This window comes from Peribacillus sp. B-H-3 (assembly GCF_048572925.1).
GTDB lineage: Bacteria > Bacillota > Bacilli > Bacillales > DSM-1321 > Peribacillus.
The window spans coordinates 402,014-426,424 of the sequence record NZ_CP183879.1 but is presented as its reverse complement, the minus strand read 5'-3'; the positions used below and the strand labels follow the sequence as shown (position 1 = coordinate 426,424).

The 24,411-nt window shown below is 43.2% G+C and carries 23 protein-coding genes, 4 tRNA genes and 1 pseudogene; 27 read left to right on the top strand and 1 reads right to left on the bottom strand.

The genetic code is table 11. The features are described 5' to 3' along the window. Nucleotides 1-187 precede the first annotated feature (187 nt). The 4 genes and pseudogenes from noc to ACN6MY_RS01910 all read left to right on the top strand — a co-directional run bounded on the left by noc (nucleotide 188) and on the right by ACN6MY_RS01910 (nucleotide 3,829). On the top strand, nucleotides 188-1,045 hold the full coding sequence (noc, locus tag ACN6MY_RS01925; protein ID WP_071353235.1) for a nucleoid occlusion protein: 858 nt from the start codon (nucleotides 188-190) through the stop codon (nucleotides 1,043-1,045). A 355-nt stretch (nucleotides 1,046-1,400) separates the two neighbouring features. Further along, the gene (locus ACN6MY_RS01920; RefSeq protein ID WP_419882576.1) at nucleotides 1,401-2,162 is read left to right on the top strand and encodes a ParA family protein; all 762 of its coding nucleotides are present in this window, start codon (nucleotides 1,401-1,403) and stop codon (nucleotides 2,160-2,162) included. After that, a pseudogene (locus ACN6MY_RS01915) lies at nucleotides 2,155-3,014 on the top strand (ParB/RepB/Spo0J family partition protein). The gene ACN6MY_RS01920 and the pseudogene ACN6MY_RS01915 overlap by 8 nt, the downstream one beginning before the upstream one ends. 101 nt (nucleotides 3,015-3,115) lie before the next feature. Further along, nucleotides 3,116-3,829 carry a DUF554 domain-containing protein gene (locus tag ACN6MY_RS01910; protein ID WP_419882575.1) on the top strand — a complete coding sequence of 238 codons (714 nt, stop codon included), beginning with the start codon at nucleotides 3,116-3,118 and terminating at the stop codon, nucleotides 3,827-3,829. Between the two features lie 63 nt (nucleotides 3,830-3,892). On the opposite strand, the gene yyaC is transcribed toward ACN6MY_RS01910, so the two are convergent. Continuing rightward, nucleotides 3,893-4,519 (bottom strand): spore protease YyaC, encoded by a 627-nt coding sequence (yyaC, locus tag ACN6MY_RS01905; protein ID WP_419882574.1) that lies wholly within the window; start codon nucleotides 4,517-4,519, stop codon nucleotides 3,893-3,895. 329 nt (nucleotides 4,520-4,848) lie between these two features. On the opposite strand from yyaC, the gene ACN6MY_RS01900 reads away from it, so the two are divergent. From ACN6MY_RS01900 to rlmH, 23 genes are all read left to right on the top strand, one after another. After that, complete coding sequence (locus tag ACN6MY_RS01900; protein WP_419882573.1) at nucleotides 4,849-5,706, top strand: mechanosensitive ion channel family protein; 858 nt, start codon at nucleotides 4,849-4,851, stop codon at nucleotides 5,704-5,706. A gap of 26 nt (nucleotides 5,707-5,732) precedes the next feature. After that, the gene (locus tag ACN6MY_RS01895) at nucleotides 5,733-5,930 is read left to right on the top strand and encodes a DUF951 domain-containing protein (RefSeq protein ID WP_071353230.1); all 198 of its coding nucleotides are present in this window, start codon (nucleotides 5,733-5,735) and stop codon (nucleotides 5,928-5,930) included. 164 nt (nucleotides 5,931-6,094) lie between these two features. Further along, complete coding sequence (gene ychF / locus ACN6MY_RS01890) at nucleotides 6,095-7,195, top strand: redox-regulated ATPase YchF (protein ID WP_419882572.1); 1,101 nt, start codon at nucleotides 6,095-6,097, stop codon at nucleotides 7,193-7,195. A gap of 167 nt (nucleotides 7,196-7,362) precedes the next feature. Further along, complete coding sequence (rpsF, locus tag ACN6MY_RS01885; protein ID WP_071349570.1) at nucleotides 7,363-7,647, top strand: 30S ribosomal protein S6; 285 nt, start codon at nucleotides 7,363-7,365, stop codon at nucleotides 7,645-7,647. Nucleotides 7,648-7,707: 60 nt separating this feature from the next. After that, nucleotides 7,708-8,232, top strand: coding sequence for a single-stranded DNA-binding protein (gene ssb, locus ACN6MY_RS01880; protein WP_419882571.1), 525 nt, complete (start codon nucleotides 7,708-7,710; stop codon nucleotides 8,230-8,232). Nucleotides 8,233-8,274: 42 nt separating this feature from the next. Continuing rightward, on the top strand, nucleotides 8,275-8,514 hold the full coding sequence (gene rpsR / locus ACN6MY_RS01875) for a 30S ribosomal protein S18 (protein WP_071349572.1): 240 nt from the start codon (nucleotides 8,275-8,277) through the stop codon (nucleotides 8,512-8,514). Between the two features lie 303 nt (nucleotides 8,515-8,817). Beyond that, nucleotides 8,818-9,765, top strand: coding sequence for a YybS family protein (locus ACN6MY_RS01870; RefSeq protein WP_419882570.1), 948 nt, complete (start codon nucleotides 8,818-8,820; stop codon nucleotides 9,763-9,765). Nucleotides 9,766-9,810: 45 nt separating this feature from the next. Continuing rightward, nucleotides 9,811-11,781, top strand: a complete 1,971-nt coding sequence (locus tag ACN6MY_RS01865) for a DHH family phosphoesterase (protein WP_419882569.1) — start codon at nucleotides 9,811-9,813, stop codon at nucleotides 11,779-11,781. After that, a complete protein-coding gene (gene rplI, locus ACN6MY_RS01860) occupies nucleotides 11,778-12,227 on the top strand; it encodes a 50S ribosomal protein L9 (RefSeq protein WP_071349574.1) in 450 nt (149 codons plus the stop codon). The genes ACN6MY_RS01865 and rplI overlap by 4 nt, the downstream gene beginning before the upstream one ends. Before the next feature lie 176 nt (nucleotides 12,228-12,403). After that, nucleotides 12,404-13,768 (top strand): replicative DNA helicase, encoded by a 1,365-nt coding sequence (dnaB, locus tag ACN6MY_RS01855; protein WP_419882568.1) that lies wholly within the window; start codon nucleotides 12,404-12,406, stop codon nucleotides 13,766-13,768. A gap of 232 nt (nucleotides 13,769-14,000) precedes the next feature. Continuing rightward, on the top strand, nucleotides 14,001-15,293 hold the full coding sequence (locus ACN6MY_RS01850; RefSeq protein ID WP_419882567.1) for an adenylosuccinate synthase: 1,293 nt from the start codon (nucleotides 14,001-14,003) through the stop codon (nucleotides 15,291-15,293). A gap of 235 nt (nucleotides 15,294-15,528) precedes the next feature. Next, nucleotides 15,529-15,604: transfer RNA gene (locus tag ACN6MY_RS01845), tRNA-Lys, on the top strand. A 4-nt stretch (nucleotides 15,605-15,608) separates the two neighbouring features. Then, a tRNA-Glu gene (locus ACN6MY_RS01840) sits at nucleotides 15,609-15,680 on the top strand. An 82-nt stretch (nucleotides 15,681-15,762) separates the two neighbouring features. Beyond that, a tRNA-Asp gene (locus ACN6MY_RS01835) sits at nucleotides 15,763-15,838 on the top strand. A gap of 5 nt (nucleotides 15,839-15,843) precedes the next feature. Beyond that, nucleotides 15,844-15,916, top strand: a tRNA-Phe gene (locus tag ACN6MY_RS01830). A gap of 394 nt (nucleotides 15,917-16,310) precedes the next feature. Further along, nucleotides 16,311-17,018: a response regulator YycF gene (gene yycF / locus ACN6MY_RS01825; protein ID WP_071349577.1), complete on the top strand. Its 708-nt coding sequence runs from the start codon at nucleotides 16,311-16,313 to the stop codon at nucleotides 17,016-17,018. A gap of 5 nt (nucleotides 17,019-17,023) precedes the next feature. Next, nucleotides 17,024-18,856 (top strand): cell wall metabolism sensor histidine kinase WalK, encoded by a 1,833-nt coding sequence (gene walK / locus ACN6MY_RS01820; RefSeq protein WP_419882566.1) that lies wholly within the window; start codon nucleotides 17,024-17,026, stop codon nucleotides 18,854-18,856. Then, on the top strand, nucleotides 18,853-20,157 hold the full coding sequence (locus ACN6MY_RS01815; RefSeq protein ID WP_419882565.1) for a YycH family regulatory protein: 1,305 nt from the start codon (nucleotides 18,853-18,855) through the stop codon (nucleotides 20,155-20,157). Before walK ends, ACN6MY_RS01815 begins: the two co-directional genes overlap by 4 nt. A 2-nt stretch (nucleotides 20,158-20,159) precedes the next feature. Beyond that, nucleotides 20,160-20,960, top strand: coding sequence for a two-component system regulatory protein YycI (locus ACN6MY_RS01810; protein WP_419882564.1), 801 nt, complete (start codon nucleotides 20,160-20,162; stop codon nucleotides 20,958-20,960). Between the two features lie 5 nt (nucleotides 20,961-20,965). After that, nucleotides 20,966-21,760: an MBL fold metallo-hydrolase gene (locus tag ACN6MY_RS01805; protein ID WP_419882563.1), complete on the top strand. Its 795-nt coding sequence runs from the start codon at nucleotides 20,966-20,968 to the stop codon at nucleotides 21,758-21,760. A 392-nt stretch (nucleotides 21,761-22,152) separates the two neighbouring features. After that, a complete protein-coding gene (locus ACN6MY_RS01800) occupies nucleotides 22,153-23,367 on the top strand; it encodes a S1C family serine protease (protein ID WP_419882562.1) in 1,215 nt (404 codons plus the stop codon). Between the two features lie 204 nt (nucleotides 23,368-23,571). Beyond that, complete coding sequence (locus tag ACN6MY_RS01795; protein WP_419882561.1) at nucleotides 23,572-23,730, top strand: CxxH/CxxC protein; 159 nt, start codon at nucleotides 23,572-23,574, stop codon at nucleotides 23,728-23,730. Nucleotides 23,731-23,835: 105 nt separating this feature from the next. Further along, nucleotides 23,836-24,315 carry a 23S rRNA (pseudouridine(1915)-N(3))-methyltransferase RlmH gene (rlmH, locus tag ACN6MY_RS01790; RefSeq protein WP_419882560.1) on the top strand — a complete coding sequence of 160 codons (480 nt, stop codon included), beginning with the start codon at nucleotides 23,836-23,838 and terminating at the stop codon, nucleotides 24,313-24,315. The last annotated feature ends 96 nt before the right edge of the window (nucleotides 24,316-24,411 follow it).

Sequence of the window (24,411 nt, the reverse complement as noted above, 5' to 3'; positions counted from 1 at the left end):
GCCGGGCAGGCTTAAGCTGATAGTTTGGGTTGAATTTCTTATAGCACAAACCCTGATTTTCTTTTACTATTAAAGGTAGCGGATCATGAATCAAAGGAATTGTTTAATATTGTCAAGATTTAAGCAGGACTTGTCATTTCTGTAGAGAATATGTTATATGGGAGTTCCTTAAAGGTGGTGTAGGGAGATGAAGCATCCTTTTTCGCGGTTCTTTGGGTTAGGCGAAAAAGAAGAACAGCAAATAGAGATGGAGGCACCAGTTAGCAGCGAAGAAATAAAAAAAATCTCCATTTCTGACATTGTGCCGAATCGATATCAACCAAGAACGGTTTTTAATGAGAATAAAATTACGGAGCTGGCCCAGACCATTCATACACATGGGATCATCCAGCCGATCGTAGTCCGGGAATATGAGCCCGGCAAGTACGAAATCATTGCTGGAGAGCGGCGATTCCGGGCCATTCAGAAACTTGGCTGGGATACTGCGCCAGTCCTGATCAAAGACTTCAATGATACTGAAACAGCTTCAGTAGCACTTATAGAAAACCTGCAGCGTGAAGAGCTTACGCCTGTAGAGGAGGCTCTGGCCTACAGCAGGCTCCTCCAGCTTCATGAGCTTACCCAGGAGGCACTTGCCCAGAGGCTGGGAATCGGTCAGTCTACAGTAGCGAATAAACTAAGGCTTTTAAAGCTTCCGCAGGAAATCCAGGATGCCCTTCTTCAAAAGCATATAACAGAGCGGCATGCGCGCTCGCTGATTCCCCTGAAGGATCCTGAAAAGCAGGTTAAGCTATTAGAAGAAATCATCGAAAAAAACCTGAATGTTAAGCAGACCGAGGAACGGGTTGTCAAAATGCTCACCAGCCTGGAGAAGAAGCCAAAACCGAAAAGAAAGGCATTTTCAAAGGATATGAGAATTGCCGTTAATACTATCAGACAGTCTTTAAGCATGGTTACCGATAATGGCATTAACCTTGATTCAGAAGAAGAGGAATTCGAGGAATATTATCAGTTCACCATTAAAATACCAAAGAAAAAGCCATAATAGATTTTTTTGCGCCTGGCAGCTGCGGATTGCCGGGCTTTCTTGTTGTTTCGGGGAATCACCGGTAACGGTCGCTGCAGCCGTCTCAGGGGAGCAGGAAGCTTGGACGTGCTCTTTGGCAAAGCACGTATGCTTTAGTTTTTTTCCCGGAAAATAATATCAACTTTATTTTTTCATGATAAAATAGATAGCGAAACTTCAATTAATTGGAATAAGGTTTGTAATATAGATTTTGTTAAAATACCATGCTTCCATTTTGATTGGCAGCAGGCAAGTTTAACAGACCCTTTATATGAAATTTTTTGCGGCATTTTAATAGATTGTAACTAGATTTGTTAGGAAAGTGGGTGACTTTGTGGGAAAGATTCTCGCCATTGCGAATCAAAAAGGCGGTGTGGGAAAAACCACTACTTCTGTGAACCTGGGGGCCTGTTTAGCTTACATAGGCAAGAAAGTGCTATTGGTTGATATCGATCCGCAGGGCAATGCGACCAGCGGGGCAGGGATTGACAAAGCGGACGTGGAACAATGTGTATATGATGTGCTTGTTGATGATATTGAGGCACGGGAAGTGATCAAGGAAACAAAGGTCGAGAATTTATTTGCCATACCGGCGACAATTCAGCTTGCCGGGGCGGAAATTGAACTAGTCCCTACTATCTCAAGAGAGGTACGCTTGAAACGAGCATTGGAAGAGGTGCAGGAACAATTCGATTATATTATCATTGATTGTCCTCCCTCGCTCGGATTGCTGACATTAAATGCTTTGACAGCAGCCGATGCAGTATTGATTCCTGTTCAATGTGAATATTACGCATTGGAAGGGCTCAGCCAGCTGCTGAATACAGTCCGGCTGGTCCAGAAGCATCTTAATCAGGATCTGAAAATTGAAGGGGTCCTGCTTACCATGCTGGATGCCAGAACAAACCTGGGCATACAAGTCATCGAAGAAGTGAAAAAGTATTTTCAGGACAAAGTGTATAAAACGATCATTCCGCGAAATGTCCGTTTAAGCGAAGCGCCAAGCCACGGAGAACCTATTATTATATATGATCCCAAGTCAAGAGGTGCGGAGGTTTATCTAGAACTGGCAAAGGAAGTGGAATCACATGGCTAGAGGACTTGGCAAAGGAATCAATGCTCTATTTACAAATATGGAGGCAGGAAAAGAAGATGCGATCCATAATATCAATATAAAAGATTTACGGCCGAACCCCTATCAGCCGAGAAAAATTTTTCATGCAGAGGCAATCAGCGAATTGAAGGAATCGATCGAGCAGCACGGTATCCTCCAGCCGATTATTGCCCGGAAAAGTATTAAGGGATATGAAATTGTCGTTGGAGAAAGGCGTTTTCGGGCGGCGAAGGAAGCGGGACTGACATCTGTTCCTGTCGTCATCAGGGAGCTGTCCGAGCAGCAGATGATGGAGCTCGCCATTCTTGAAAATCTACAAAGAGAAGACTTGAATCCTATTGAAGAAGCAGTGGCCTATCAGTCTCTTTTGGATAAACTGAATGTAACGCAGGAGGAGCTGGCGAAGCGCCTTGGCAAAAGCCGTCCTCATATCACAAACCATATCCGGCTGCTTTCCCTGCCTGAGGATATCCAAAGCCTAATTACAGAAGGGAAAATTTCGATGGGCCATGGAAGGGCGCTTCTTGCCCTGAAAAACAAGGATTTGCTGCCTTCTGTGGCGGAAAAAATCTTTAAGGACTCCATGAATGTACGCCAGCTTGAAAACTATATCCAGGATTTGAACCAGCCTGTTTCACGTGAAACAGTGCAGCCTTCAAAGCCTAAAAAAAATGTTTTCATTAAAGAGCGTGAATCGAGTTTACGAGAGCGTTTAGGAACAACCGTTACAATTAAACAAAATAAGAAAAAAGGCAAAATTGAAATCGAGTTCTTCTCACAGGAAATCTGGAGAGAATTTTGGATATAATCGATCAAGAAAATCAAAATTTTTAAGCCATCTTGATCAGGTGGTTTATTTTTTTGAATATTATCAGAAGGAAAGAAGCAGCTGACAATGAAACGGCAGTTTTGCTTATTTAAAAGGTGAAAAGAAAATGATACTTCTAGGGACCATAGTTAATGCTATTTGTATAATCGCCGGAACGCTCCTTGGCAGGGTATTGCAGAATATTCCTGAAAAAATGAAGGATACGGTGATGAGCGGCATCGGCCTTGCGGTAACGGTGCTTGGCCTTCAAATGGGATTCAAGAGCCAGCAATACCTGATAGTGATTTTAAGCTTAGTAATAGGGGCAGTGCTTGGTGAGTTGGCGGATATTGATGCACGCCTTAATTCGCTTGGCCGATTTATCGAAAGAAAAATGAAGGCTAAAGAAGGCAATACAATCGCTCAGGGGTTTGTCACGGCCACCCTGATTTTTTTAATTGGTGCGATGGCTATTATCGGGGCCCTCGACAGCGGGATTCGTCATGACCATGATGTGCTGTACACAAAAGCAGTCATTGACGGATTTACTTCCATTATCTTAGCCAGCACGCTTGGCATAGGCGTCATTTTTTCCGCAGTTCCGGTATTTCTCTACCAGGGTGCCATTGCATTATTTGCTACACAAATTGATAAATGGGTACCTCAGGAGCTGATGCATTCCTTCATTATGGAAATGACAGCAACCGGGGGGCTGATGATTGCAGCCATCGGGCTGAATCTGATGGGCCTTACTAAAATCAGAGCAGCGAACCTTCTTCCAGGGGTGCTTGTGACAGCTGTGCTTGTCACTATTTTTTACTATTTTGATATAAAGCTATGATCCATTGCTTTCAAATCGGCAAACATAAAAAAGGGAAAGGCGGCTGCCTTCCTTTTTTCTATACTATAGCGTTTTTTCCTGTTCATAGCTCCAGGTGAATGGAGTGAAGCTGGAGGGGCGGCTAAGCTGGCTTGAGGCCAGGTGAATACCGTTTGAAATGGTTTTGGCCATTTTAAGGACCAGGTTTAGCCTGGTGTTCTGCAGGACCATGAATTCCATAAATCCGCTCACATTGACAATCCCTGTAATATGGGCATCACCTACACTCGGGAGCTCTTTATTTACACCGGCGCCCGGCTTGACAGGACCTTCACCAATTTGGACAACTCCTACGCTTTTCAGCTTGCCTAAACAGGCATCGATTCCAATGATGAATGGACGGTCATATTTCAGTTTGATTTCAGTTAGTTTTTCTTCGAGATTCATCGCGTGAATCGGATCTTCAAGGGTTCCATAAACGGAAAAGTTAGAAGCGAACGTTTTCTCTTTCAGGAACGTCCCGACAAGAGGGCCAAGGGAATCTCCAGTGGAACGATCTGTACCGATGCAAACAATAACAATGGACTGAGTCTGAGAGGCAGGAAGCAGGGCGAGCAATTCTTGGGAAATCCGTCTCGAGGCATCTAAATCTTCGTGCATGACCCGGCTCATTCGATTTTTATTTTCTAAAAAACTGGGTTTTAGGTTCATCGGTTCCACTCCTCTTTAATAGTAGTAACAGTATACGGAAAAAACAGGGATAGTATACGTGCAGGCGGTAAGAAACTTATCCTCCGTTTTTTCAGATAAAACAGCCGGGAGCTGTACATTATATATTGAAGGAACCAAAAGGCATGATGTGCATGCCAAAAACGCGCTGGGATCTTCGCGATATATGAAGTATTTCGTGCCTGGTTTTATTCTGCTTTCATACGGTTTATTTGTTCTATCTATATACCCATAGTTTTTTTGTACAAAAACCTATAATTGTTGTTATTATAGTATTTAAGCAGAATCCTCTTGAAAAGCTGGTGATTTATTTGTGGAATATAAAAGGAAGATTTTATAAAAAACTGTATGATGAGGATACATGGATTCATATTGGAGAAGGCTTGCTCAAGATTATTGCCATTTTAGTCATCTCCCGGATTATCATCGGAGTTTCTAAGGCACTGATTAAAAAATTCTTTCTGGTCCGTTCGAAAAGCCCGCTGCGGATTTCTGAACGCCGGGAAGCCACCTTATTAAAGCTATTAGAAAATGTGATTACCTATGCCGTTTATTTTATTTCGCTTGTCATGATTTTGGATGCATGCGGAATAGAAGTGAAAGCACTGCTGGCTGGTGCCGGAATAGTAGGACTTGCGGTGGGGTTTGGAGCACAAAGTCTTGTAAAGGATATCATTTCAGGATTTTTTATCATTCTGGAAGACCAATTTTCTGTTGGGGATTATATCAGAATAGGGAATTTTGAAGGGGAAGTGCTGGAAATAGGACTTCGGACAACGAAGGTGAAAACCTCTACAGGCGAATTGCACGTCATGCCTAATGGAGGAATTTCTGAGGTCACTAATTTATCTATATTAAATAGTGTGGCCGTGGTGGATGTCAGCATTCCATATGACGGTAATGTCGAGCTTGCCGAAAAGGTCATTAATGATTTGCTGGAAGGCATGCCGGATAAGTATGAGGATTTAATCAAAGCTCCAGAGCTATTAGGGATACAGTCGCTCAATCCGACGGAAATTGTTTTGAGAATCGTGGCAGAAACAAGTCCAATGCGCCACTGGAATATGGCCCGCATCCTTAGAAAGGACATACGGGCCTCACTCGATGAGCACGGCATAGAGAGCCCTGTACCACGGATGGTTATGGTAAACCGCAGTGAAGGCGAGTAGGAAAATCCTTGAAGGAGGGATGAGGAATGGAAGAAAAAGAGTATGCATTACATGATGTGGTTGAAATGAAGAAACCTCATCCATGCGGTGTAAATCAGTGGAAGATCATCCGCCTTGGAATGGATATCCGGATAAAATGTGAAGGCTGCGGGCACAGTGTCATGCTGCCAAGAAGAGATTTTTCGAAAAAAATGAAAAAAGTACTGAAGAAGCACGAGGAATAGCCCATCACGCATGCAAAACAAAAGGTGATAGTTTTTCACAGACTTGTCTTTTTTTCGCGCAAAATCTATAATTGTGAAGGGTTTAAGTTGCCCGATGGAATAATATACAAATTTTTTTGGACAAACATATTTGATATAGAGAGTATAAGAGGAGTGACATATACATGGCTTTAACAGCTGGTATTGTAGGACTGCCGAATGTAGGCAAATCTACTTTGTTTAATGCAATTACACAGGCAGGTGCCGAGTCTGCCAACTATCCTTTCTGCACAATCGACCCGAATGTCGGCATAGTAGAAGTGCCGGATCACCGTCTGCAGAAGTTAACTGAGCTTGTGCAGCCAAAAAAAACGGTTCCGACTGCCTTTGAATTTACGGATATTGCCGGAATTGTAAAAGGAGCAAGCAAGGGAGAAGGATTAGGAAATAAATTCCTTTCGCATATCCGCCAGGTAGATGCCATCTGCCAGGTTGTACGCTGCTTTGCAGATGATAATATTACACATGTGGCCGGAAAGGTCGACCCGATTGAAGATATCGAGGTTATTAATCTGGAGCTTATTCTTGCAGATTTAGAATCTGTAGAAAAACGTATCGAACGCGTCGGCAAAATGGCCAAGCAAAAAGATAAAGAAGCTATGGTTGAGCATGAAATTTTAACGATGCTGAAAGAGGCGTTTGAAGAAGAAAGACCGGCACGGACTGTCGAGTTTACAGAAGAACAGCTGAAAATCGTAAAAGGCCTGCACCTTTTAACCATTAAACCAATCCTTTATGTTGCCAATGTTGGAGAAGATGATATTGCAGATTCCGCCGATAATGAATATGTTCAGAAGGTTCGGGCATTCGCTGAAAAAGACAATGCTGAAGTCATTGTCATTTGTGCGAAGATCGAATCGGAAATTGCTGAACTTGAAGGCGAAGAAAAAGAAATGTTCCTTGGTGAGCTTGGCATTGAAGAATCTGGGTTAGACCAATTAATCCGTGCTTCATACAGCCTTCTTGGCCTGGCTACTTACTTTACTGCAGGAGTCCAGGAAGTGCGTGCATGGACGTTCAGAAAAGGAATGAAGGCGCCGCAATGCGCAGGCATCATCCATTCAGATTTCGAGCGCGGGTTCATCCGTGCGGAAATCGTCTCCTACGATGATCTGCTTGCTGCAGGAAGCCATTCGGCTGCTAAAGAAGCAGGTAAAGTCCGCCTTGAAGGCAAAGAATACATCGTGGAAGACGGAGATGTTATCCACTTCCGCTTTAACGTATAATAAGTAACCCTGCAGCTAATCGGCTGCAGGGTGTTTCATTTAAAAATAACCCTGCAGCGGACATTGCAAAGAGACAGACACTGTGATATAATTTTGCATTGTGAGTAATTTAAATTTAATTGCTCCTTGCCCAATAGGGCCGCTTAGACCAAAAGGAGGTGACAGAGATGAGAAAATACGAAATTATGTATATCATCCGTCCAAACATTGAGGAAGACGCTAAAAAAGCGTTAGTTGAACGTTTCAACACAATTCTTACTGATAATGGTGCAGAGGTTTCTGAATCAAAAGAGTGGGGTAAACGCCGTCTTGCTTACGAAATCAATGATTTCCGCGACGGTTACTACCAAATCGTGCGTGTTAACTCTGAGGCAGCTGCGATCCAGGAATTCGATCGTTTGGCTAAAATCAGCGAAGACATTATCCGCCACATGGCTGTTAAAGAAGCTTAATGCCAGTATAATAAAGCATATTTGATTGAAAAAGATCTGGAAACTTAGGGGTTGATTCTGATGATGAATCGCGTGATTTTAGTAGGACGCTTAACTAAAGATCCTGAACTAAGATATACACCGAATGGGGTTCCTGTAGCAACGTTCACTTTGGCTGTTAACCGTGCATTTACGAATCAGCAGGGAGAACGCGAAGCAGACTTCATTAATTGTGTAGTTTGGCGTAAACCGGCAGAAAATGTAGCTAACTTCCTTAAAAAAGGAAGCCTGGCTGGCGTGGATGGACGAGTCCAGACACGTAATTATGAAGGACAAGACGGCAAACGAGTGTATGTAACAGAGATTCTGGCTGAGAGCGTTCAATTTCTTGAACCACGAAGCAGTTCAGCGGGTGAAAGAAATGATGGCGGTTCTTACGGAAATCAGAAAAGCTACAATAATGATAATCCGTTTGGACAAAATCAGAATCAGAATCAACGCAATAACAACAACAACAACAACAACAACTACACTCGTGTAGACGATGATCCATTTGCCAGCGACGGCAAAACCATCGACATTTCAGATGACGATCTTCCATTTTAATGGATGAATGGATAATTTTAAATTGCAGGGAGGGAAATAATCATGGCAGGAAACCGTAAAGGCGGACGTGCAAAACGCCGTAAAGTTTGTTACTTCACAGCAAACGGAATCACTAAAATTGATTACAAAGATGTAGATCTTCTTAAAAAGTTTATCTCAGAGCGCGGTAAAATTTTACCACGCCGTGTAACAGGTACAAGCGCAAAATGGCAGCGTAAATTAACGATTGCTATCAAACGCTCTCGTACAATGGCATTATTACCATACGTTGTTGGTGAATAATCCAATTCAGCACATCAAGGCGCTTGCCTTGGTGTGCTTTTTATTTGGCGTGAAAACACACGGTTTTTTTGCCTGTTTTTATATGTCTGCACACTGCACGGATGGCCAAAGCGTTTGCCCTATATGCGAATAGAAGATCTCAGCACGCCTGCTGAATAAACATTTGCTGCACTTTAGAGGATAATTATTGGATTGCCCAACAATCTGAAAGCAAACGTTTGAATCTGTTTTTTGTAACAGCTACAATAGGGAAAGAATATATATAGCAGGCTTTGCTGATTTTTGATGAATGGAAGTGAAGGATTGAATAATGGGAGAAAAGTAGCCGAGGGCGGAGTGCTCCTCGCTTTGTATAGCATTTTATTAATATTGGTGGTTCAGCTGCCATTTTTGATTTTTTTATTTTTCTTTTTGCCGGCTCCGTTTATACTGGCAGCTATTAAACAAAAGCTGTCATGGTCTTTTGGGATGCTGTTCATGGCCAGCCTGCTAGCAGCTGTCCTTGGGATGGTGTCACAAATACCGATGGTGCTTGTGACAGGCTTGGTCGGGATTACAATCGGATATCATATCCAGCATGATAAATCTCCTATATTGATGTTTATCCGTACGGTCCTTGTCTTTATAGCGGGCTTTGCCGTTATGGCAGCCAGTGCAGCACTATTCTTTCATTTTAACTTCATCTCATTATATAAACAGTTCATGAAACAAGCCCTGCTCCAGATTGATAAGTCAGCAGGACTGCTATCCTCAATGGGACAAACATCGGCCGGGCAGTTAAAAGATCAGTTTTTAGAGAGAGCTGAACTTATTATGACCCTGCTGCCAAGCCTTATCGTGACTGCTTCCATATTCATGGTTTTGCTTTTCCTTTGGGCAGCACATCCGATTTTGAAAAGATTTAGCCCCAAAAAGACAGCTTGGCCCCGATTCCGGGAGATTCAGCTTCCTAAAAGCATTTTGTGGTATTATTTAATTACCATGATTCTTTTGGCAGTCATACATCCGGATAAAGGCAGCACCTGGTATATTGTGCTGATGAACCTGTTTTCTATCCTGCAGTTCTTTATGACCATACAGGGTCTTTCCTTGTTTTTTTATATCAGCAATATCAAGAAGCTGCCAAAAGCAGTGCCGGTCATTTTGGTAATTGCTTCATTTTTCATTCCAATCATACAGTCTGCCGTAAGATTATTAGGTATAATAGATTTAGGTTTTCCTTTTAGGGAATACATCCGGAAAAAGAACTAGTTTACACTTTCTGCATTGCAGCAGATGTTTTTAGGAGCTGAATATATGCCATCTTATTTAAAAAAGACAGGAAGCTCATCCATATATGGACTATTGGTGATCAGCATCGTATTTCTAGGCGTCCTTGCCTTTTATAATTGGTGGGCTGCAGCATTGGGGTTCTTGCTGCTTGGCGGAATTCTTATTCTTACATTAAGGGCTGAGTCCCTTAAACGGCGTGAAACGGAAGAGTACATTTCGACACTTTCCTACAGGCTGAAGAAGGTAGGGGAAGAAGCCCTGCTTGAAATGCCGATAGGAATTATGCTGATTAACGAAGACTATTATATTGAATGGACCAACCCCTTCCTTGCGTCTTGCTTTGATGAAGGCGCATTGGCAGGAAGGTCGCTCTATGATGTTGCAGAATCTATCGTGCCCCTGATCAAACAGGAAGTAGAATCGGAAACGGTGACCCTTCATGGCCGGAAGTTCAGAGTGATTCATAAGACAGAGGAACGGCTGCTGTATTTTTTTGATGTGACAGAACAGATTGAAATTGAAAAGTTATATGAAGAAGAGCGTACAGCCATTGCTTTTATCTTTCTGGATAATTATGATGACCTGACACAGGGCATGGATGACCAGAGAAAAAGCAGCCTGAACAGCATTGTCACCTCTTTGCTGGATAAATGGGCTAAAGACAATGGTGCATTCTTAAAAAGAACCTCATCAGAGCGCTTTATTGCCGTTTTTAATGAAAGCATCCTGCAGCTGCTTGAAAAAGGGAAATTCACCATTCTTGATGAAATCCGTGAAACAACATCAAAGCAAAATGTGCCGCTCACATTAAGCATAGGAGTGGGCTCTGGCGTTTCCTCGCTGCCGGAACTTGGATCTATGGCCCAGTCCAGCCTGGATTTGGCTTTAGGCCGGGGAGGCGACCAGGTGGCCATTAAGCTGCCTAATGGAAAGGTGAAATTCTACGGCGGAAAAACAAACCCTATGGAAAAACGGACAAGGGTGCGTGCCAGGGTCATTTCCCATGCTTTGAAGGATATTGTCCTCGACAGCGATAAAGTCATCGTAATGGGACATAAGCATCCGGATATGGATGCAATCGGATCAGCCATCGGGATTTTAAAAGTAGCCCAGATGAACCAGCGTGAAGGTTATATTGTCGTTAATTTCCAGGAAATTGATACAGCCGTCCGCAAGCTGATGGAAGAAACGAAAAATACGAAGCCAGAGCTTCATTCCCGTTTCATCACCCCGGAAGATGCTTTTGAAATACTGACTGAAGACACTCTGCTCGTTGTCGTCGATACGCATAAGCCATCCATGCTGATTGAAGAGAAGCTGCTTGGCAGAATCGATAAAGTGGTTGTCATCGACCATCACAGGCGCGGTGAGGAATTCATCAATAATTCCCTGCTTGTATATATGGAGCCTTATGCTTCCTCAACGGCAGAACTCGTTACAGAGTTATTGGAATATCAGCCAAAACGAAGCAAGATCGATATGCTCGAATCCACGGCGCTGCTTGCCGGCATCATTGTAGACACAAAAAGCTTTACCCTGAGGACAGGTTCAAGAACATTTGATGCTGCCTCATACCTCCGTGCACATGGTGCAGATACCGTGCTTGTCCAGAAGTTCCTGAGAGAAGACGTGGATACCTATATTAAGCGCTCCAAGCTTATTGAATCTGCATCCTTCTATAAGGATGGCATTGCCATTGCAAGAGGAATGGAAGGCGAGATTAAGGATCAGGTGCTGATTGCCCAGGCAGCTGACACCCTTTTGACGATGGAAGGCGTCATTGCTTCATTCGTCATTGCCAAGCGCTCTGATGATATGGTCGGGATCAGTGCAAGGTCACTTGGGGATATCAATGTCCAGGTAATCATGGAAATGCTGAATGGAGGCGGACATCTGACCAATGCCGCAACACAGCAGGTATGCTCCATAGATGAAGCGGAAGCTAAATTGAAGGCCGCTATAGATGAATACTTAGAAGGAGGACAAAAAGAATGAAAGTGATATTTTTAAAAGACGTAAAAGGCAAAGGTAAAAAAGGCGAAGTAAAAAACGTGGCAGATGGCTATGCACATAACTTTTTACTGAAGCAGGGCCTTGCAGTAGAAGCATCTAACGCCAATGTCAAAACATTGGATGCACAGAAAAACAAAGAAAAAGTGCTTGCAGAAGAAGAGCTGCAGCAAGCGAAGGAACTAAAAGAAAAGATTGAAAAGCTGACTGTGGAGCTGTCTGCCAAGGCTGGTGAAGGCGGCAGATTGTTTGGCAGCATCACGACTAAACAAATTGCCGAAGAGCTTCAGAAAAAGCACGGAATCAAAATCGACAAACGTAAAATGGAGCTGAGTGAAGGCATCCGCTCATTGGGCCATACAAAGGTTCCTGTAAAGCTTCATCCAGAGGTATCAGCGACGCTTACAGTACAAGTCAAAGAAATTAACTAATTTTAGCTCTTTCAAATCTATGAAAACTTGATAAAATAGAACTTAGGGAAAAAAGTGATAGGTCTTTCGCGTCCATCACTTTTTTTCTTTTTGGACATATATTTCTACACCTACTAAACTCTTTAAAGAAAAGAGTTCACTATAGCAAGAGAAATCCTCTCGAATGGAGGCTGCATATGAACGAATTATTTCAGGATCGGATTCCGCCGCAAAATGTGGAGGCGGAACAGGCTGTATTAGGGGCTATATTCCTGGAACCATCATCTTTGACGGTTACATCGGAAATGCTGATTCCAGAAGACTTTTACCGCAGCTCGCACCAGAAAATATTTAATGTCATGCTCAACCTGAATGATGAAGGAAAAGCCGTGGATTTAATTACGGTCACAGAAGAGCTTGCTGCTGCAAAAAATCTTGAAGAAGTGGGCGGCGTCTCTTATTTAAGCGAACTGGCAGCGTCTGTGCCGACTGCTGCCAATATTGAATATTATGCGCGGATCGTGGAGGAAAAATCCCTCCTGCGGCGCTTGATCCGCACAGCTACGAATATTGCCCAGGAAGGCTACAGCAGGGAAGATGAAGTGGAAAATCTTCTTGGCGAAGCCGAAAAAAATATCATGGAGGTGGCACAGAGAAAGAACTCTGGCGCCTTTCAGAATATCAAGGATGTACTGGTACGCACTTATGATAATATTGAGGTTTTAACCAACCGCAAAGGCGACGTTACGGGCATACCAACAGGGTTCGCCGAATTGGACAGGATGACAGCCGGCTTTCAGCGGAACGATTTAATTATTGTGGCTGCCCGCCCTTCTGTAGGTAAAACGGCATTTGCACTGAATATCGCCCAAAACGTAGCCACAAAAACGGAAGAAAATGTAGCTATATTCAGCCTGGAGATGGGTGCTGAGCAGCTTGTAATGCGTATGCTGTGTGCTGAAGGCAATATCAATGCCCAGAATCTGCGGACAGGATCATTGACCGATGAAGACTGGCGGAAATTGACCATGGCAATGGGAAGCCTCTCCAATGCCGGCATTTATATTGATGACACCCCTGGGGTAAGAATCGGGGATATAAGGTCAAAATGCCGCCGGCTGAAGCAGGAGCATGGCCTTGGCATGATTTTGATTGATTATCTGCAGCTAATCCAAGGAAACGGAAGATCAGGTGAAAACCGCCAGCAGGAGGTTTCTGAAATATCCCGCTCCCTTAAGGCGCTTGCACGTGAACTGCAGGTGCCGGTCATTGCCTTGTCACAGCTTTCCCGCGGAGTGGAGCAGCGCCAGGACAAACGCCCTATGATGTCGGATATCCGTGAATCAGGAAGTATTGAGCAGGATGCTGATATCGTTGCTTTCTTATACCGCGATGATTATTATGACAAAGAATCCGAAAACAAGAATATCATTGAAATCATTATAGCCAAACAGCGTAACGGACCTGTAGGCACGGTGTCTCTTGCCTTCGTTAAGGAATACAATAAATTCGTAAACCTGGAACGAAGGCTTGACGATTCGCAGATGCCGCCTGGCGCATAATATAATGCAAGATAAATTAGGGCCATTCTTCTATTTAGGGAAGAATGGCCTTATTTTTGGTTATCCTGTAAAAGCGGGCTATTGTACTCATTCACGAACGTATAAAGTAATTATGTTGTTTATTGTTCGGTTTTTTATTGACTTCTTTCCCGTTAACCTGTTAAAATGAGTTTGTTTGATAAGAACCGGTTATGAGAACCGGTATTACGTGAAATCTTTGGAGGTGCTGTATATGTCATCAGTGGTAGTGGTCGGTACGCAATGGGGAGACGAAGGCAAAGGCAAAATTACAGATTTTTTATCTGAAAATGCGGAAGCCATCGCTCGTTATCAAGGCGGAAACAATGCTGGGCATACGATTAAGTTTAACGGGGAAACGTACAAGCTTCACTTAATTCCATCAGGAATTTTCTATAGCGATAAAATCTGTGTGATTGGAAATGGCATGGTTGTAGATCCTAAGGCGCTTGTGGAAGAGATTGCTTATCTTCATGACCATGGCGTAACAACGGATAATCTTCGCATTTCAAATCGCGCACATGTGATTCTGCCTTATCATTTAAAACTGGATCAAGTGGAAGAAGAGCGCAAAGGCGATAACAAGATTGGAACAACGAAAAAGGGAATCGGTCCAGCTTATATGGATAAAGCAGCCAGAATGGGCATCCGCATGGCGGACTTATTGGACAGGGAGATTTTTGAAGAAAAGCTTGCACGCAATCTTGAGGAAAAAAATCGCCTTCTTGAACGCTTTTATGAAACAGAAGGTTTCAAACTGGAAGAAATCCTTGATGAATACTTTGATTATGGCCAGCAGGTGAAGCAGTATGTCTGCGATACTTCTGTGGTGCTGAATGATGCCTTGGATGACGGAAAACGGGTATTATTTGAAGGTGCACAGGGAGTAATGCTTGATATTGACCAGGGGACATATCCTTTCGTTACTTCTTCCAATCCTGTAGCGGGCGGCGTAACGATTGGATCAGGGGTAGGCCCTACTAAAATCAATCATGTTGTCGGCGTATGCAAGGCCTATACAAGCCGTGTGGGCGATGGCCCGTTTCCTACCGAACTGGATGATGCGATTGGCCATCAAATCCGCGAGGTCGGACGCGAATATGGTACAACGACTGGAAGGCCGCGCCGTGTCGGGTGGTTTGATTCAGTAGTTGTCCGCCATGCACGCCGTGTGAGCGGGATTACAGATCTATCTCTGAATTCCATTGATGTGCTTACGGGCATTGAGAAATTGAAAATTTGTGTAGCATACAATCATAAAGGAACCATCATAGAAGAATTCCCGGCAAGCCTGAAAACCATTTCTGAATGTGAGCCTGTTTATGAAGAGCTGCCAGGATGGGAAGAGGACGTTACGGGCTGCAAATCGCTTGATGAGCTGCCGGTAAATGCACGCCACTATATTGAGCGTGTTTCACAGCTTACAGGGATTCCTTTAACGACTTTTTCAGTCGGCCCTGACCGCATGCAGACTAATGTTGTCAGAAGCCCATGGCGCCAGGTATAAGAAAAAAAGGCCTGCTTGTATTAGATACAGCAGGCCTTTTCTCTGCCTTAAATCCAGATGGAAATTGTCCCGTGAAAAAATAAATAAAATTTTATTCTGAAATACTATTGCCATAGTCATAGATTCTATGATATTATCAAAAGCGTCGTCACAAGAGAGAATAAAACAGCAGACAGGGATGCCAAAGAACGGCACACACCGATTGTAATGTTTTATTGATAAAATCTTTTATGCCGAGCCATTAGCTCAGTTGGTAGAGCATCTGACTTTTAATCAGAGGGTCGAAGGTTCGAATCCTTCATGGCTCACCATTTCGGCCCATTGGTCAAGCGGTTAAGACACCGCCCTTTCACGGCGGTAACACGGGTTCGAATCCCGTATGGGTCATTAGCAAAAGCGAAGCAGGAAGATGGGGAGGATTTTCCTCCCATCCAAAGCTTGCCTTGATGCTAGCTTAATAATCAAATGTGGTCCCGTGGTGTAGCGGTTAACATGCCTGCCTGTCACGCAGGAGATCGCGGGTTCGATTCCCGTCGGGACCGCCATATTTGGCTCAGTAGCTCAGTCGGTAGAGCAAAGGACTGAAAATCCTTGTGTCGGCGGTTCGATTCCGTCCTGAGCCATCTCTAAAACGCCTTTAGGGCGTTTTTTTGTTTGCTTAATAATCTTGTTCCAGTCCCTTGGTTTATTGAAACCGGGGACTTTCTTTATGAGGAGCAATGATTATTACAATAAATGAAGTAAAGGCCCATATTCCAGCTAAAAAAAACAGTATGCAGGCAAAATTGCATTTGGTAAATGTTGAGCTGAAAAGTAAAAAGGTGATTTACCGGTAATAAAATGATAAAGTAGAATAGACAAGATATGCGATGCTTGAGGGAAGCATGCATGGTTTTGCGGAGAAGCTTGGGACATGCCGCATGCGCTTATAAGTACCGGTGACAAGGCTTGCTATTATGATACAAGCCTTTCTTTCATAAATACAGAGAATGAATTGTAAACAAAGGAGCGGGAGATATGGAAAAGAAAATCCTTGTAGTGGACGATGAAAAGCCAATTGCAGACATTCTGCAATTTAACCTGAAAAAAGAAGGCTTCGATGTACAGTGTGCGTATGACGGCAATGAAGCGCTGAAAATGGTGGAAGAACTTCAGCCTGATCTTATTTTGCTTGATATCATGCTTCCTTTAAGAGACGGTATGGAAGTGTGCAGGGAAGTCAGAAAAAAATATGAAATTCCAATCATTATGCTGACGGCAAAGGATTCTGAGATAGATAAAGTGCTGGGGCTTGAACTGGGAGCGGACGATTATGTAACGAAGCCGTTCAGCACCCGGGAAATAATTGCACGGGTCAAGGCAAATCTTAGACGCCAGCAGGCCATAGCGGTTACAGAAACGGAAGATGAATCGAGAGAAATCACAATAGGCTCTCTTATTATTCATCCTGATGCATATGTCGTTTCAAAACGGGGCGAGACCATCGAACTGACTCACCGCGAGTTTGAGCTGCTTCACTACTTAGCAAAGCATATCGGACAGGTTATGACACGGGAACATCTGCTGCAGACCGTTTGGGGCTATGATTATTTCGGAGATGTCCGTACGGTGGATGTCACTGTAAGGCGATTGCGCGAAAAAATTGAAGATAATCCAAGCCATCCAGGCTGGATTGTAACAAGAAGAGGGGTAGGTTATTACCTCCGTAACCCTGAACAGGAGTAAGATGCATGAAAAAGGTAGGAATATTCCGTTCCATACAGCTTAAGTTTGTCTTAATCTATGTACTGCTGATTTTTGTTGCCATGCAGATCATTGGCGTATATTTCGTCGGGAAGCTGGAGAAAAACCTTGTCGGAAACTTCAAAAACTCTATAGAAGGCCATGTTAACCTTCTGGCCTACAGTGTTGGCGAAGAAATGGCGAAGGAAAGAGACAAGGATTCTCCGCCGCTTGAGACGGACATTAATAGAATTCTATCGGAAAAAAATAACTCTTCCAATGATATATCAGAGGTACGGGTCATTGACTTGCCAAGCAGAAGAATTATCGCAACATCTGATCCTGGCAATCAAAAGATTGTCGGCCGGAAAACAACAGAAGTCATGATTAAGCGGACCCTTGTTTTTGGCACAAATGAAAATAAGATATTCCGTGATCCAAAAAACGGCCGGAGAATCCTGGTGCTTTCCACCCCTATTGAATCAAAAGGCAAGGTGATTGGCGCCATCTATATCATTGCCCAGATGGAAAATGTGTACCAGCAAATGAATGTCATTAACCGTATTTTTATTACGGGGACTGCCATTGCATTAGGCATTACAGCCATACTTGGGATTTTCCTTGCCAAGACCATCACCAGGCCGATGACCGATATGAGGAAACAGGCCATTGCGATGTCAAAAGGGAACTTCTCGCGGAAGGTTAAGGTGTACGGAGATGACGAAATCGGCCAGCTTGCTGTTACCTTTAACAACTTGACGAAGAAGCTTCAGGACTCCCAGTCAAGCACGGATGGCGAACGGAGAAAGCTATCCTCTGTCCTTTCCTATATGACGGATGGAGTAATTTCGACCGACCGCAGAGGAAGAGTCAATCTGATCAATGAACCTGCAGCAAGGCTTCTCGATGTTTCACGTGAAACAGTGCTTAACCAGCCCATTCTGCAGCTTTTGGGGCTTGAGGATGAGTATACATTCGAGGATTTGCTCGAGCAGCAGGAGTCTTTAATTCTTGATTACGGAAAACAAAATAAGCCTTATATACTGCGGGCGAATTTTTCCGTGATCCAGAAAGAAACTGGCTTTGTTAATGGTCTGATCACGGTTCTTCATGATATAACCGATCAGGAAAAAATCGATGAAGAACGCCGTGAGTTCGTGGCGAATGTTTCACATGAATTGCGGACACCCCTGACTACGATGAGGAGCTATCTCGAAGCGCTGGCAGAGGGTGCATGGCAGGATGAGGATCTTGCTCCTTCTTTCTTAAATGTGACCCAAAATGAGACCGAGCGGATGATCAGACTGGTTAATGATTTGCTGAAGCTATCTAAAATGGACAGCAGGGATTATAGGCTATCCAAGGATTGGGCTGATTTCGGCGAGTTCTTTAATCATATTATAGACCGTTTTGAAATGTCGAAGAAGGAAGACATTACCTTTAAAAGGCTAATTCCTAAAGAGTCCTTCCTTGTGGAAATTGATGAAGATAAAATCACCCAGGTTCTCTACAACATCATTTCCAATGCAATGAAGTACTCACCGGAGGGCGGGCAGATCACCTTTGGGCTGCGTGCTGAAGAAAAGCAGATTATCATCAGCATCAGCGACCAGGGAGTGGGCATACCGAAGAATACCATCCATAAAATCTTTGAACGGTTTTACCGGGTGGATAAGGCACGTTCAAGGAACCTTGGGGGAACCGGACTGGGACTTGCCATAGCGAAAGAAATGGTTGTGGCCCACGGCGGGAAAATCTGGGCTGAAAGTGTTGAAGGCAAAGGAACAACAGTGTTCTTTACCCTTCCTTATGAACCGGAACAAGAGGATGAGTGGTCATGAATATAGAAGGAGCAAAGAGCATTATACTGACGCTTCTCATAATGATTAGTGCATTTTTGACCTGGAATATTTGGACATATCAGCCGAAGTATGACCCAATCAGCCAAAGCGGCGATACGTATTCGGTTGATATTGACAAAAAGGGTATTGATGATGTTGTAAAGCCAAACAGTGTCCTTTTTCATAAAAATGGAAAGCACTATCAGACTTTTGAGGAAGCAGATATATACAATATTCAAAAAGAGCTGTCGGGCTGGACTCTATACAATTTCAGGGACATTTCTTCAACCGTCAACTCTTTAAAATTCAAGGATTTTGTCCATGGGAACGGAAATACGGAAATCATCTTCAGGGATATTGTGCCGCTTGATTTATTTAAAAAAACCCTTGATATCGATGAAGAAAATCTTCCGTCCATCTCATTCGACAGAATTGTATTTAAGCCTGCCGATTCTCCGCGCAGAGAAGCAAATGTCTATTTTGTTTCGTATGAAAAGCAGAGGGTATTCGAAGCTAAAGTGAATTCTTCCTATATAAAAAAATTCAATCAGGCCTTTTATCAAAAGGCAGCCGATTATCCCGAGTACCAGGAGCACGGCAAGCGCAATGTCTTATATGTTTCAAAAGATCCTTCAAAAATGAATCAATATAAGTACAGCATTACAAGAATCAATACCGAAAAATTCAAGGATGCATTATTCAGCGATCCTAAATATGTTGTCCGCCATGAGTCCGTGATCCAGGGCGATGAGTATTCAGATGGCTTGAGGCTTATGCTTGTTAATAAAGAAAGCTCGATGATTTCCTTTGTGAACCCGGCTCAAAAAAGCAAAGTATTCGGAAGCTCAAGCGATCTTTTGAAAAAAAGCATTGATTTTATCAATAATCACGCGGGCTGGGAAGATAACCGCTATCTGTTTGACGGATTAAATGAGGAAGAACAAAGTGTCCGCTTCCGGTTATTTGTCAAAGGATATCCTGTGTTTAATGATATTGGCAGCATTAATGAAATCTGGGGCAATGCAGATATTTACCGCTATGAGCATCCAAGCTTCTTCCTGGAGGTGCCTCTGCCGGAAGATCTCTCCATCACCCTGCAATCTGGCGAAGAAGTGTACCAAAGGCTCAGGAATATGAGGAATATCGATATGGATGCCGTCCAGGACCTTGCCTGCGGATATATGATGATGAAGGATCCGACTGATAGTAGATTAGTTTCACTGGAGCCCAAGTGGTATTATCGTTCCGGCGATGATTGGATCATGGTTCCCGATGAAGATCCCGGGACCAGGAGGCGATAAGTGTGGATTGGAATAAAACCAAAACGATATTCATTATGGTATTTCTTATTCTCGATATCTTTTTGCTGTATCAATTTATTGAAAAAAGAAACAGCAGCAAATACGATCTCATGTCAAAAACCTCTACAGAGGATTTGATTAAAGAGGATGACATTAAATACGTAGATATGCCCAAGGAAAGTTTGAAAGAAAAGTTCCTTATTGCCAAGAGCAAGGTCTTTGAAAAAAAAGATATTCAGGAGCTGCAAAATCAGAAGGTGCAGATTTTAAGCGGAGGGACCCAGATCAGGGGAACGTTCAAGAACAAAATCAGCCTGAGTGACAAGTTTCAGTCCAATCAGCTGGACACATATCTGAAGGGGAACATATTGAACGGCGACCAGTACCGCTTTTGGTCATATGATAAAACCAATAATGTTCTCATTTATTATCAGTATGCAGACAATAAGACCTTTTTTAATAACAGCAAGGGAAAACTGAAGTTATTTCTCAATGATAATCGGGAAATTGCTTCATACGAGCAAACATTCCTTGAAGGAATCAATGAACAGTCAAACAAGGAGAAGGAAATTCTGCCGGCAAGCCAGGCGATTGAAAACTTATACATCGATGGCGATATCCCAGCGAAAAGTGAAGTAAAAGCCGAACTCGGTTATTATAATTCACTTCAGTCCTCCTCGGTTTCCAATCTGCTGATTCCGACCTGGAAAATTACTGTGAATGACAAGAAGGATTTGTTTGTAAATGCCTTTGACGGTGAAATCATTGAATTAAATACAGAAGAAAAAATACTATTGGAGTGAGTTTCATGACTATGCATTTTAGTGTTCTCGCAAGCGGGAGTACGGGAAATGCCTTTTTCGTCGAGACAGAGGATCAATCCTTTCTCGTGGATGCAGGACTGAGCGGCAAAGCGATGGAGGGTTTATTCAGCGAAATCGGCCGGGATATGTCCAAGCTATCCGGGATTCTCGTCACCCATGAACATAGCGATCATATTAAGGGCCTCGGCGTTGTTGCAAGGAAACACAATCTCCCAATCTATGCAAATAAGAAAACCTGGGATGCTATGGAGCGTTCCATAGGGGCTATTCCCCTGGAGCAAAAGTTCTCATTTGAAATGGAACAGGTCAAAACCTTTGGCAGCCTTGATATTCAATCCTTTGGTGTTTCACATGATGCGGCAGAACCGATGTTTTATGTCTTTCATCAGGGTGAGAAAAAGCTGGTTTTGATAACAGACACCGGGTATGTCAGTGACAGGGTGAAGGGCATCATATCTAATGCAGATGCTTATATATTCGAAAGCAATCATGATGTTTCCATGCTGAGGATGGGTAGGTATCCATGGAGCATCAAACGGAGGATTTTAAGCGATGTCGGGCATGTGTCCAACGAAGATGCCGCACTTGCCATGAGTGACGTGGCAGGCGACCGTACCAAGCGGATCTACCTTGCTCATTTAAGCCTTGATAATAATATGAAGGATTTGGCGAGAATGTCTGTGGAACAAACCCTGCAGACGCAGGGCATAGTAATCGGCGAGCAATTCTCCTTGTATGATACAGACCCAAAAAAGCCTACAGAGCTTGTACATTTGTAGAGTAGCAGGAAGGAATGAGAAGGAAATTTTCTTTTCATTCCTTTTTATTTTTCGTTTTTTAGGCTGTTTTTGTAAACTTTGGTGCTATGGAACAAGGTGGTTGATTTCCGCTCCAGGATGCTCGCTTTCCGCGGGGCGGGCGGTGAGCCTCCCTCAGCTGCGCTTGCGGGGTCTCACCTGTCCCGCTAATCCCGCAGGAGTCTCGCACCTTACGCTCCAATCAACTCGGTTTAACAATGGGATTGCCTTACAGAACTCATAAAATCTGCTTAATCAGCCAATAAAAGTATAATTATTTTATAAATGAAGAGTTCTTTGAGTATAATTATGGGTATAAACAAAGACTAGAAATTGCAATTATCGCATGTTTAAACAAGAGAGGATGGAAGGGCTTGGGATATTACGACGACCATGATTTTGAAAATCGGAAACAAAGAAAAAAAGGAAGCAAACTCGGTTATTTCCTTGCGGGGCTTGCGGGCGTTATCATCGGAGCCATTCTGGTATTGAGCATTTTGCCGAGTCTTGGGGTTTTCAAAAATAACGACGATGAAAGTAATGTTTCCCAGGATGCAACAGTTCAAAATGGTAAAAGCGTCAATGAAAATGTGAACCTGGATGTTACAACCTCTGTCACGAAAGCAGTAGATAAAACAGGAGATGCGGTTGTCGGCATTGAAAATATCCAGAAATCAAGCTTCTGGGATCAGGATAACGGCAAATCCGCCTCAGCATCAGGTTCAGGGGTAGTTTATAAAAAGGCAAATGGCAAAGCGTACATCGTTACGAACAATCACGTAATTGAAGGTGCCAATGAACTTGAGGTGACATTAAAGGATGGCACGAAACTCTCGGCTAAGCTTAGGGGAAGCGATCCCTGGACAGATTTAGCAGTTATTGAGGTAGATGGAAGCAAGGTCAAAAAGGTTGCTGAATTCGGGAATTCAGACAAGCTGAAGCCAGGTGAGCCTGTAATTGCAATTGGCAACCCGCTGGGGCTTCAATTTTCAGGTTCCATTACACAGGGAATTGTGTCTGGGTTAAACCGTACGATTGATGTAGATATCAATGAAGATGGAGAAGTGGACTGGAATGCCGAGGTCATCCAAACCGATGCGGCCATCAACCCGGGCAACAGCGGAGGTGCACTTGTAAATATGGCGGGGCAGGTTGTCGGCATTAACTCCATGAAAATTGCCGAAAGCGCTGTAGAGGGTATCGGCCTTTCCATTCCAATCGATGCAGCCATTCCGATTATTAATGATATTGAAAAGTACGGTGAAGTTAAAAGAGCCTATATGGGAGTTAACCTTAGCTCTGTAGAGGAAATTTCGCAGTATCATCAGCAAAATACGCTTAAGCTGCCTGCTGGAGTCAAATTTGGGGTTGCCATTACAGGTGTGCAGCCAAATTCACCAGCATCAAAAGCTGGCTTGAAAGAATTTGATGTCATCATTGCCATGGATAACAAAGAAATTAAAGACGTGGTGGGATTAAGAAAGTACCTTTACAATGAGAAGAAAATTGGCGATAGCGTTAAAATAACTTTTTACCGTGACGGCAAAAAAGAATCAGCAACAGTCAGATTGTCTGCTGAAACGATGTAATAAAGGCAAAGACACAGCGGGAAAGCAAATGCTTTCCCGTTTTTTCAGGTGCAGCAATGACGATTTTTCTTATTTCTGTTAGGATAGATATGGTGTGGATAAAATAAATCGAAGGCAATTTATAGAGAATTGTGGATAAAAAAAACACAGGCAAAAAACAAGAAATGTGTCGAAAAATATCATGGGTAAAGGAGGCAGCCCTATATGATTTATTGCTGCAAGGAACACGTAGAAATGGCCCTGAATACAGTGGTAGTGGAGCATGAAACAGCACCAGTATTATTGGAAGTAGCAATGGAAAAACAGTTATCAACATGCTGTGAATATTGTCGAAACACGGCTGTATATATGGTAGGGAACTAATATTCGCATACAACATGTGGATAGAAAATGTGTATATGTGGATAAGTATTGTGGATAACGTGTTCGTAAACTGTTTGTAACCTGTTTGTAAAGTGGGGATGAAGAATGAATATCAGTATTGTAACAGTAGGAAAGCTAAAAGAGAAATACCTGAAGCAGGGCATTGATGAATATCTGAAACGGCTATCGGCTTATGCAAAAGTTGAAATTATCGAGCTGCCGGATGAAAAAGCACCTGAAACACTAAGTGAAGTAGAAATGGAACAAATCAAAGAAAAAGAGGGAGAAAGAATCCTCCAAAAAATCAGCAGTGATACCCATGTCATCGCCCTTGCAATCCAGGGCAAAATGAAATCATCCGAAGATCTTGCAGAAACCCTGGACAAACTGGCCACATACGGCAAAAGCAAAGTTGCCTTCATCATCGGCGGATCACTCGGCCTCAGCAAAGAAGTCCTGCAGCGTGCAGACGAATCCCTCTCCTTCTCAAAAATGACCTTCCCGCACCAGCTCATGAGGCTGATTCTTGTAGAACAGATATACCGAGCGTTTAGGATTAATCGTGGGGAACCGTATCACAAATAGTGGTAAAGCAGAGAGTAGAAGTTACTCTGGATAAAGAAGTATTAAAAAGGCTAATTTAAATTGAAGGAGACCGTTGTGTTATTTAGACGGTCTCCT

Coding starts and splice junctions, on each gene's coding strand:
- noc (WP_071353235.1), top strand. CDS start 188: ATGAAGCATCCTTTTTCGCGGTTCTTTGGGTTAGGCGAAAAAGAAGAA.
- ACN6MY_RS01910 (WP_419882575.1), top strand. CDS start 3,116: ATGATACTTCTAGGGACCATAGTTAATGCTATTTGTATAATCGCCGGA.
- yyaC (WP_419882574.1), bottom strand. CDS start 4,519: ATGAACCTAAAACCCAGTTTTTTAGAAAATAAAAATCGAATGAGCCGG.
- ACN6MY_RS01895 (WP_071353230.1), top strand. CDS start 5,733: ATGGAAGAAAAAGAGTATGCATTACATGATGTGGTTGAAATGAAGAAA.
- ychF (WP_419882572.1), top strand. CDS start 6,095: ATGGCTTTAACAGCTGGTATTGTAGGACTGCCGAATGTAGGCAAATCT.
- rpsF (WP_071349570.1), top strand. CDS start 7,363: ATGAGAAAATACGAAATTATGTATATCATCCGTCCAAACATTGAGGAA.
- ssb (WP_419882571.1), top strand. CDS start 7,708: ATGATGAATCGCGTGATTTTAGTAGGACGCTTAACTAAAGATCCTGAA.
- rpsR (WP_071349572.1), top strand. CDS start 8,275: ATGGCAGGAAACCGTAAAGGCGGACGTGCAAAACGCCGTAAAGTTTGT.
- ACN6MY_RS01865 (WP_419882569.1), top strand. CDS start 9,811: ATGCCATCTTATTTAAAAAAGACAGGAAGCTCATCCATATATGGACTA.
- rplI (WP_071349574.1), top strand. CDS start 11,778: ATGAAAGTGATATTTTTAAAAGACGTAAAAGGCAAAGGTAAAAAAGGC.
- dnaB (WP_419882568.1), top strand. CDS start 12,404: ATGAACGAATTATTTCAGGATCGGATTCCGCCGCAAAATGTGGAGGCG.
- ACN6MY_RS01850 (WP_419882567.1), top strand. CDS start 14,001: ATGTCATCAGTGGTAGTGGTCGGTACGCAATGGGGAGACGAAGGCAAA.
- yycF (WP_071349577.1), top strand. CDS start 16,311: ATGGAAAAGAAAATCCTTGTAGTGGACGATGAAAAGCCAATTGCAGAC.
- walK (WP_419882566.1), top strand. CDS start 17,024: ATGAAAAAGGTAGGAATATTCCGTTCCATACAGCTTAAGTTTGTCTTA.
- ACN6MY_RS01815 (WP_419882565.1), top strand. CDS start 18,853: ATGAATATAGAAGGAGCAAAGAGCATTATACTGACGCTTCTCATAATG.
- ACN6MY_RS01805 (WP_419882563.1), top strand. CDS start 20,966: ATGACTATGCATTTTAGTGTTCTCGCAAGCGGGAGTACGGGAAATGCC.
- ACN6MY_RS01795 (WP_419882561.1), top strand. CDS start 23,572: ATGATTTATTGCTGCAAGGAACACGTAGAAATGGCCCTGAATACAGTG.
- rlmH (WP_419882560.1), top strand. CDS start 23,836: ATGAATATCAGTATTGTAACAGTAGGAAAGCTAAAAGAGAAATACCTG.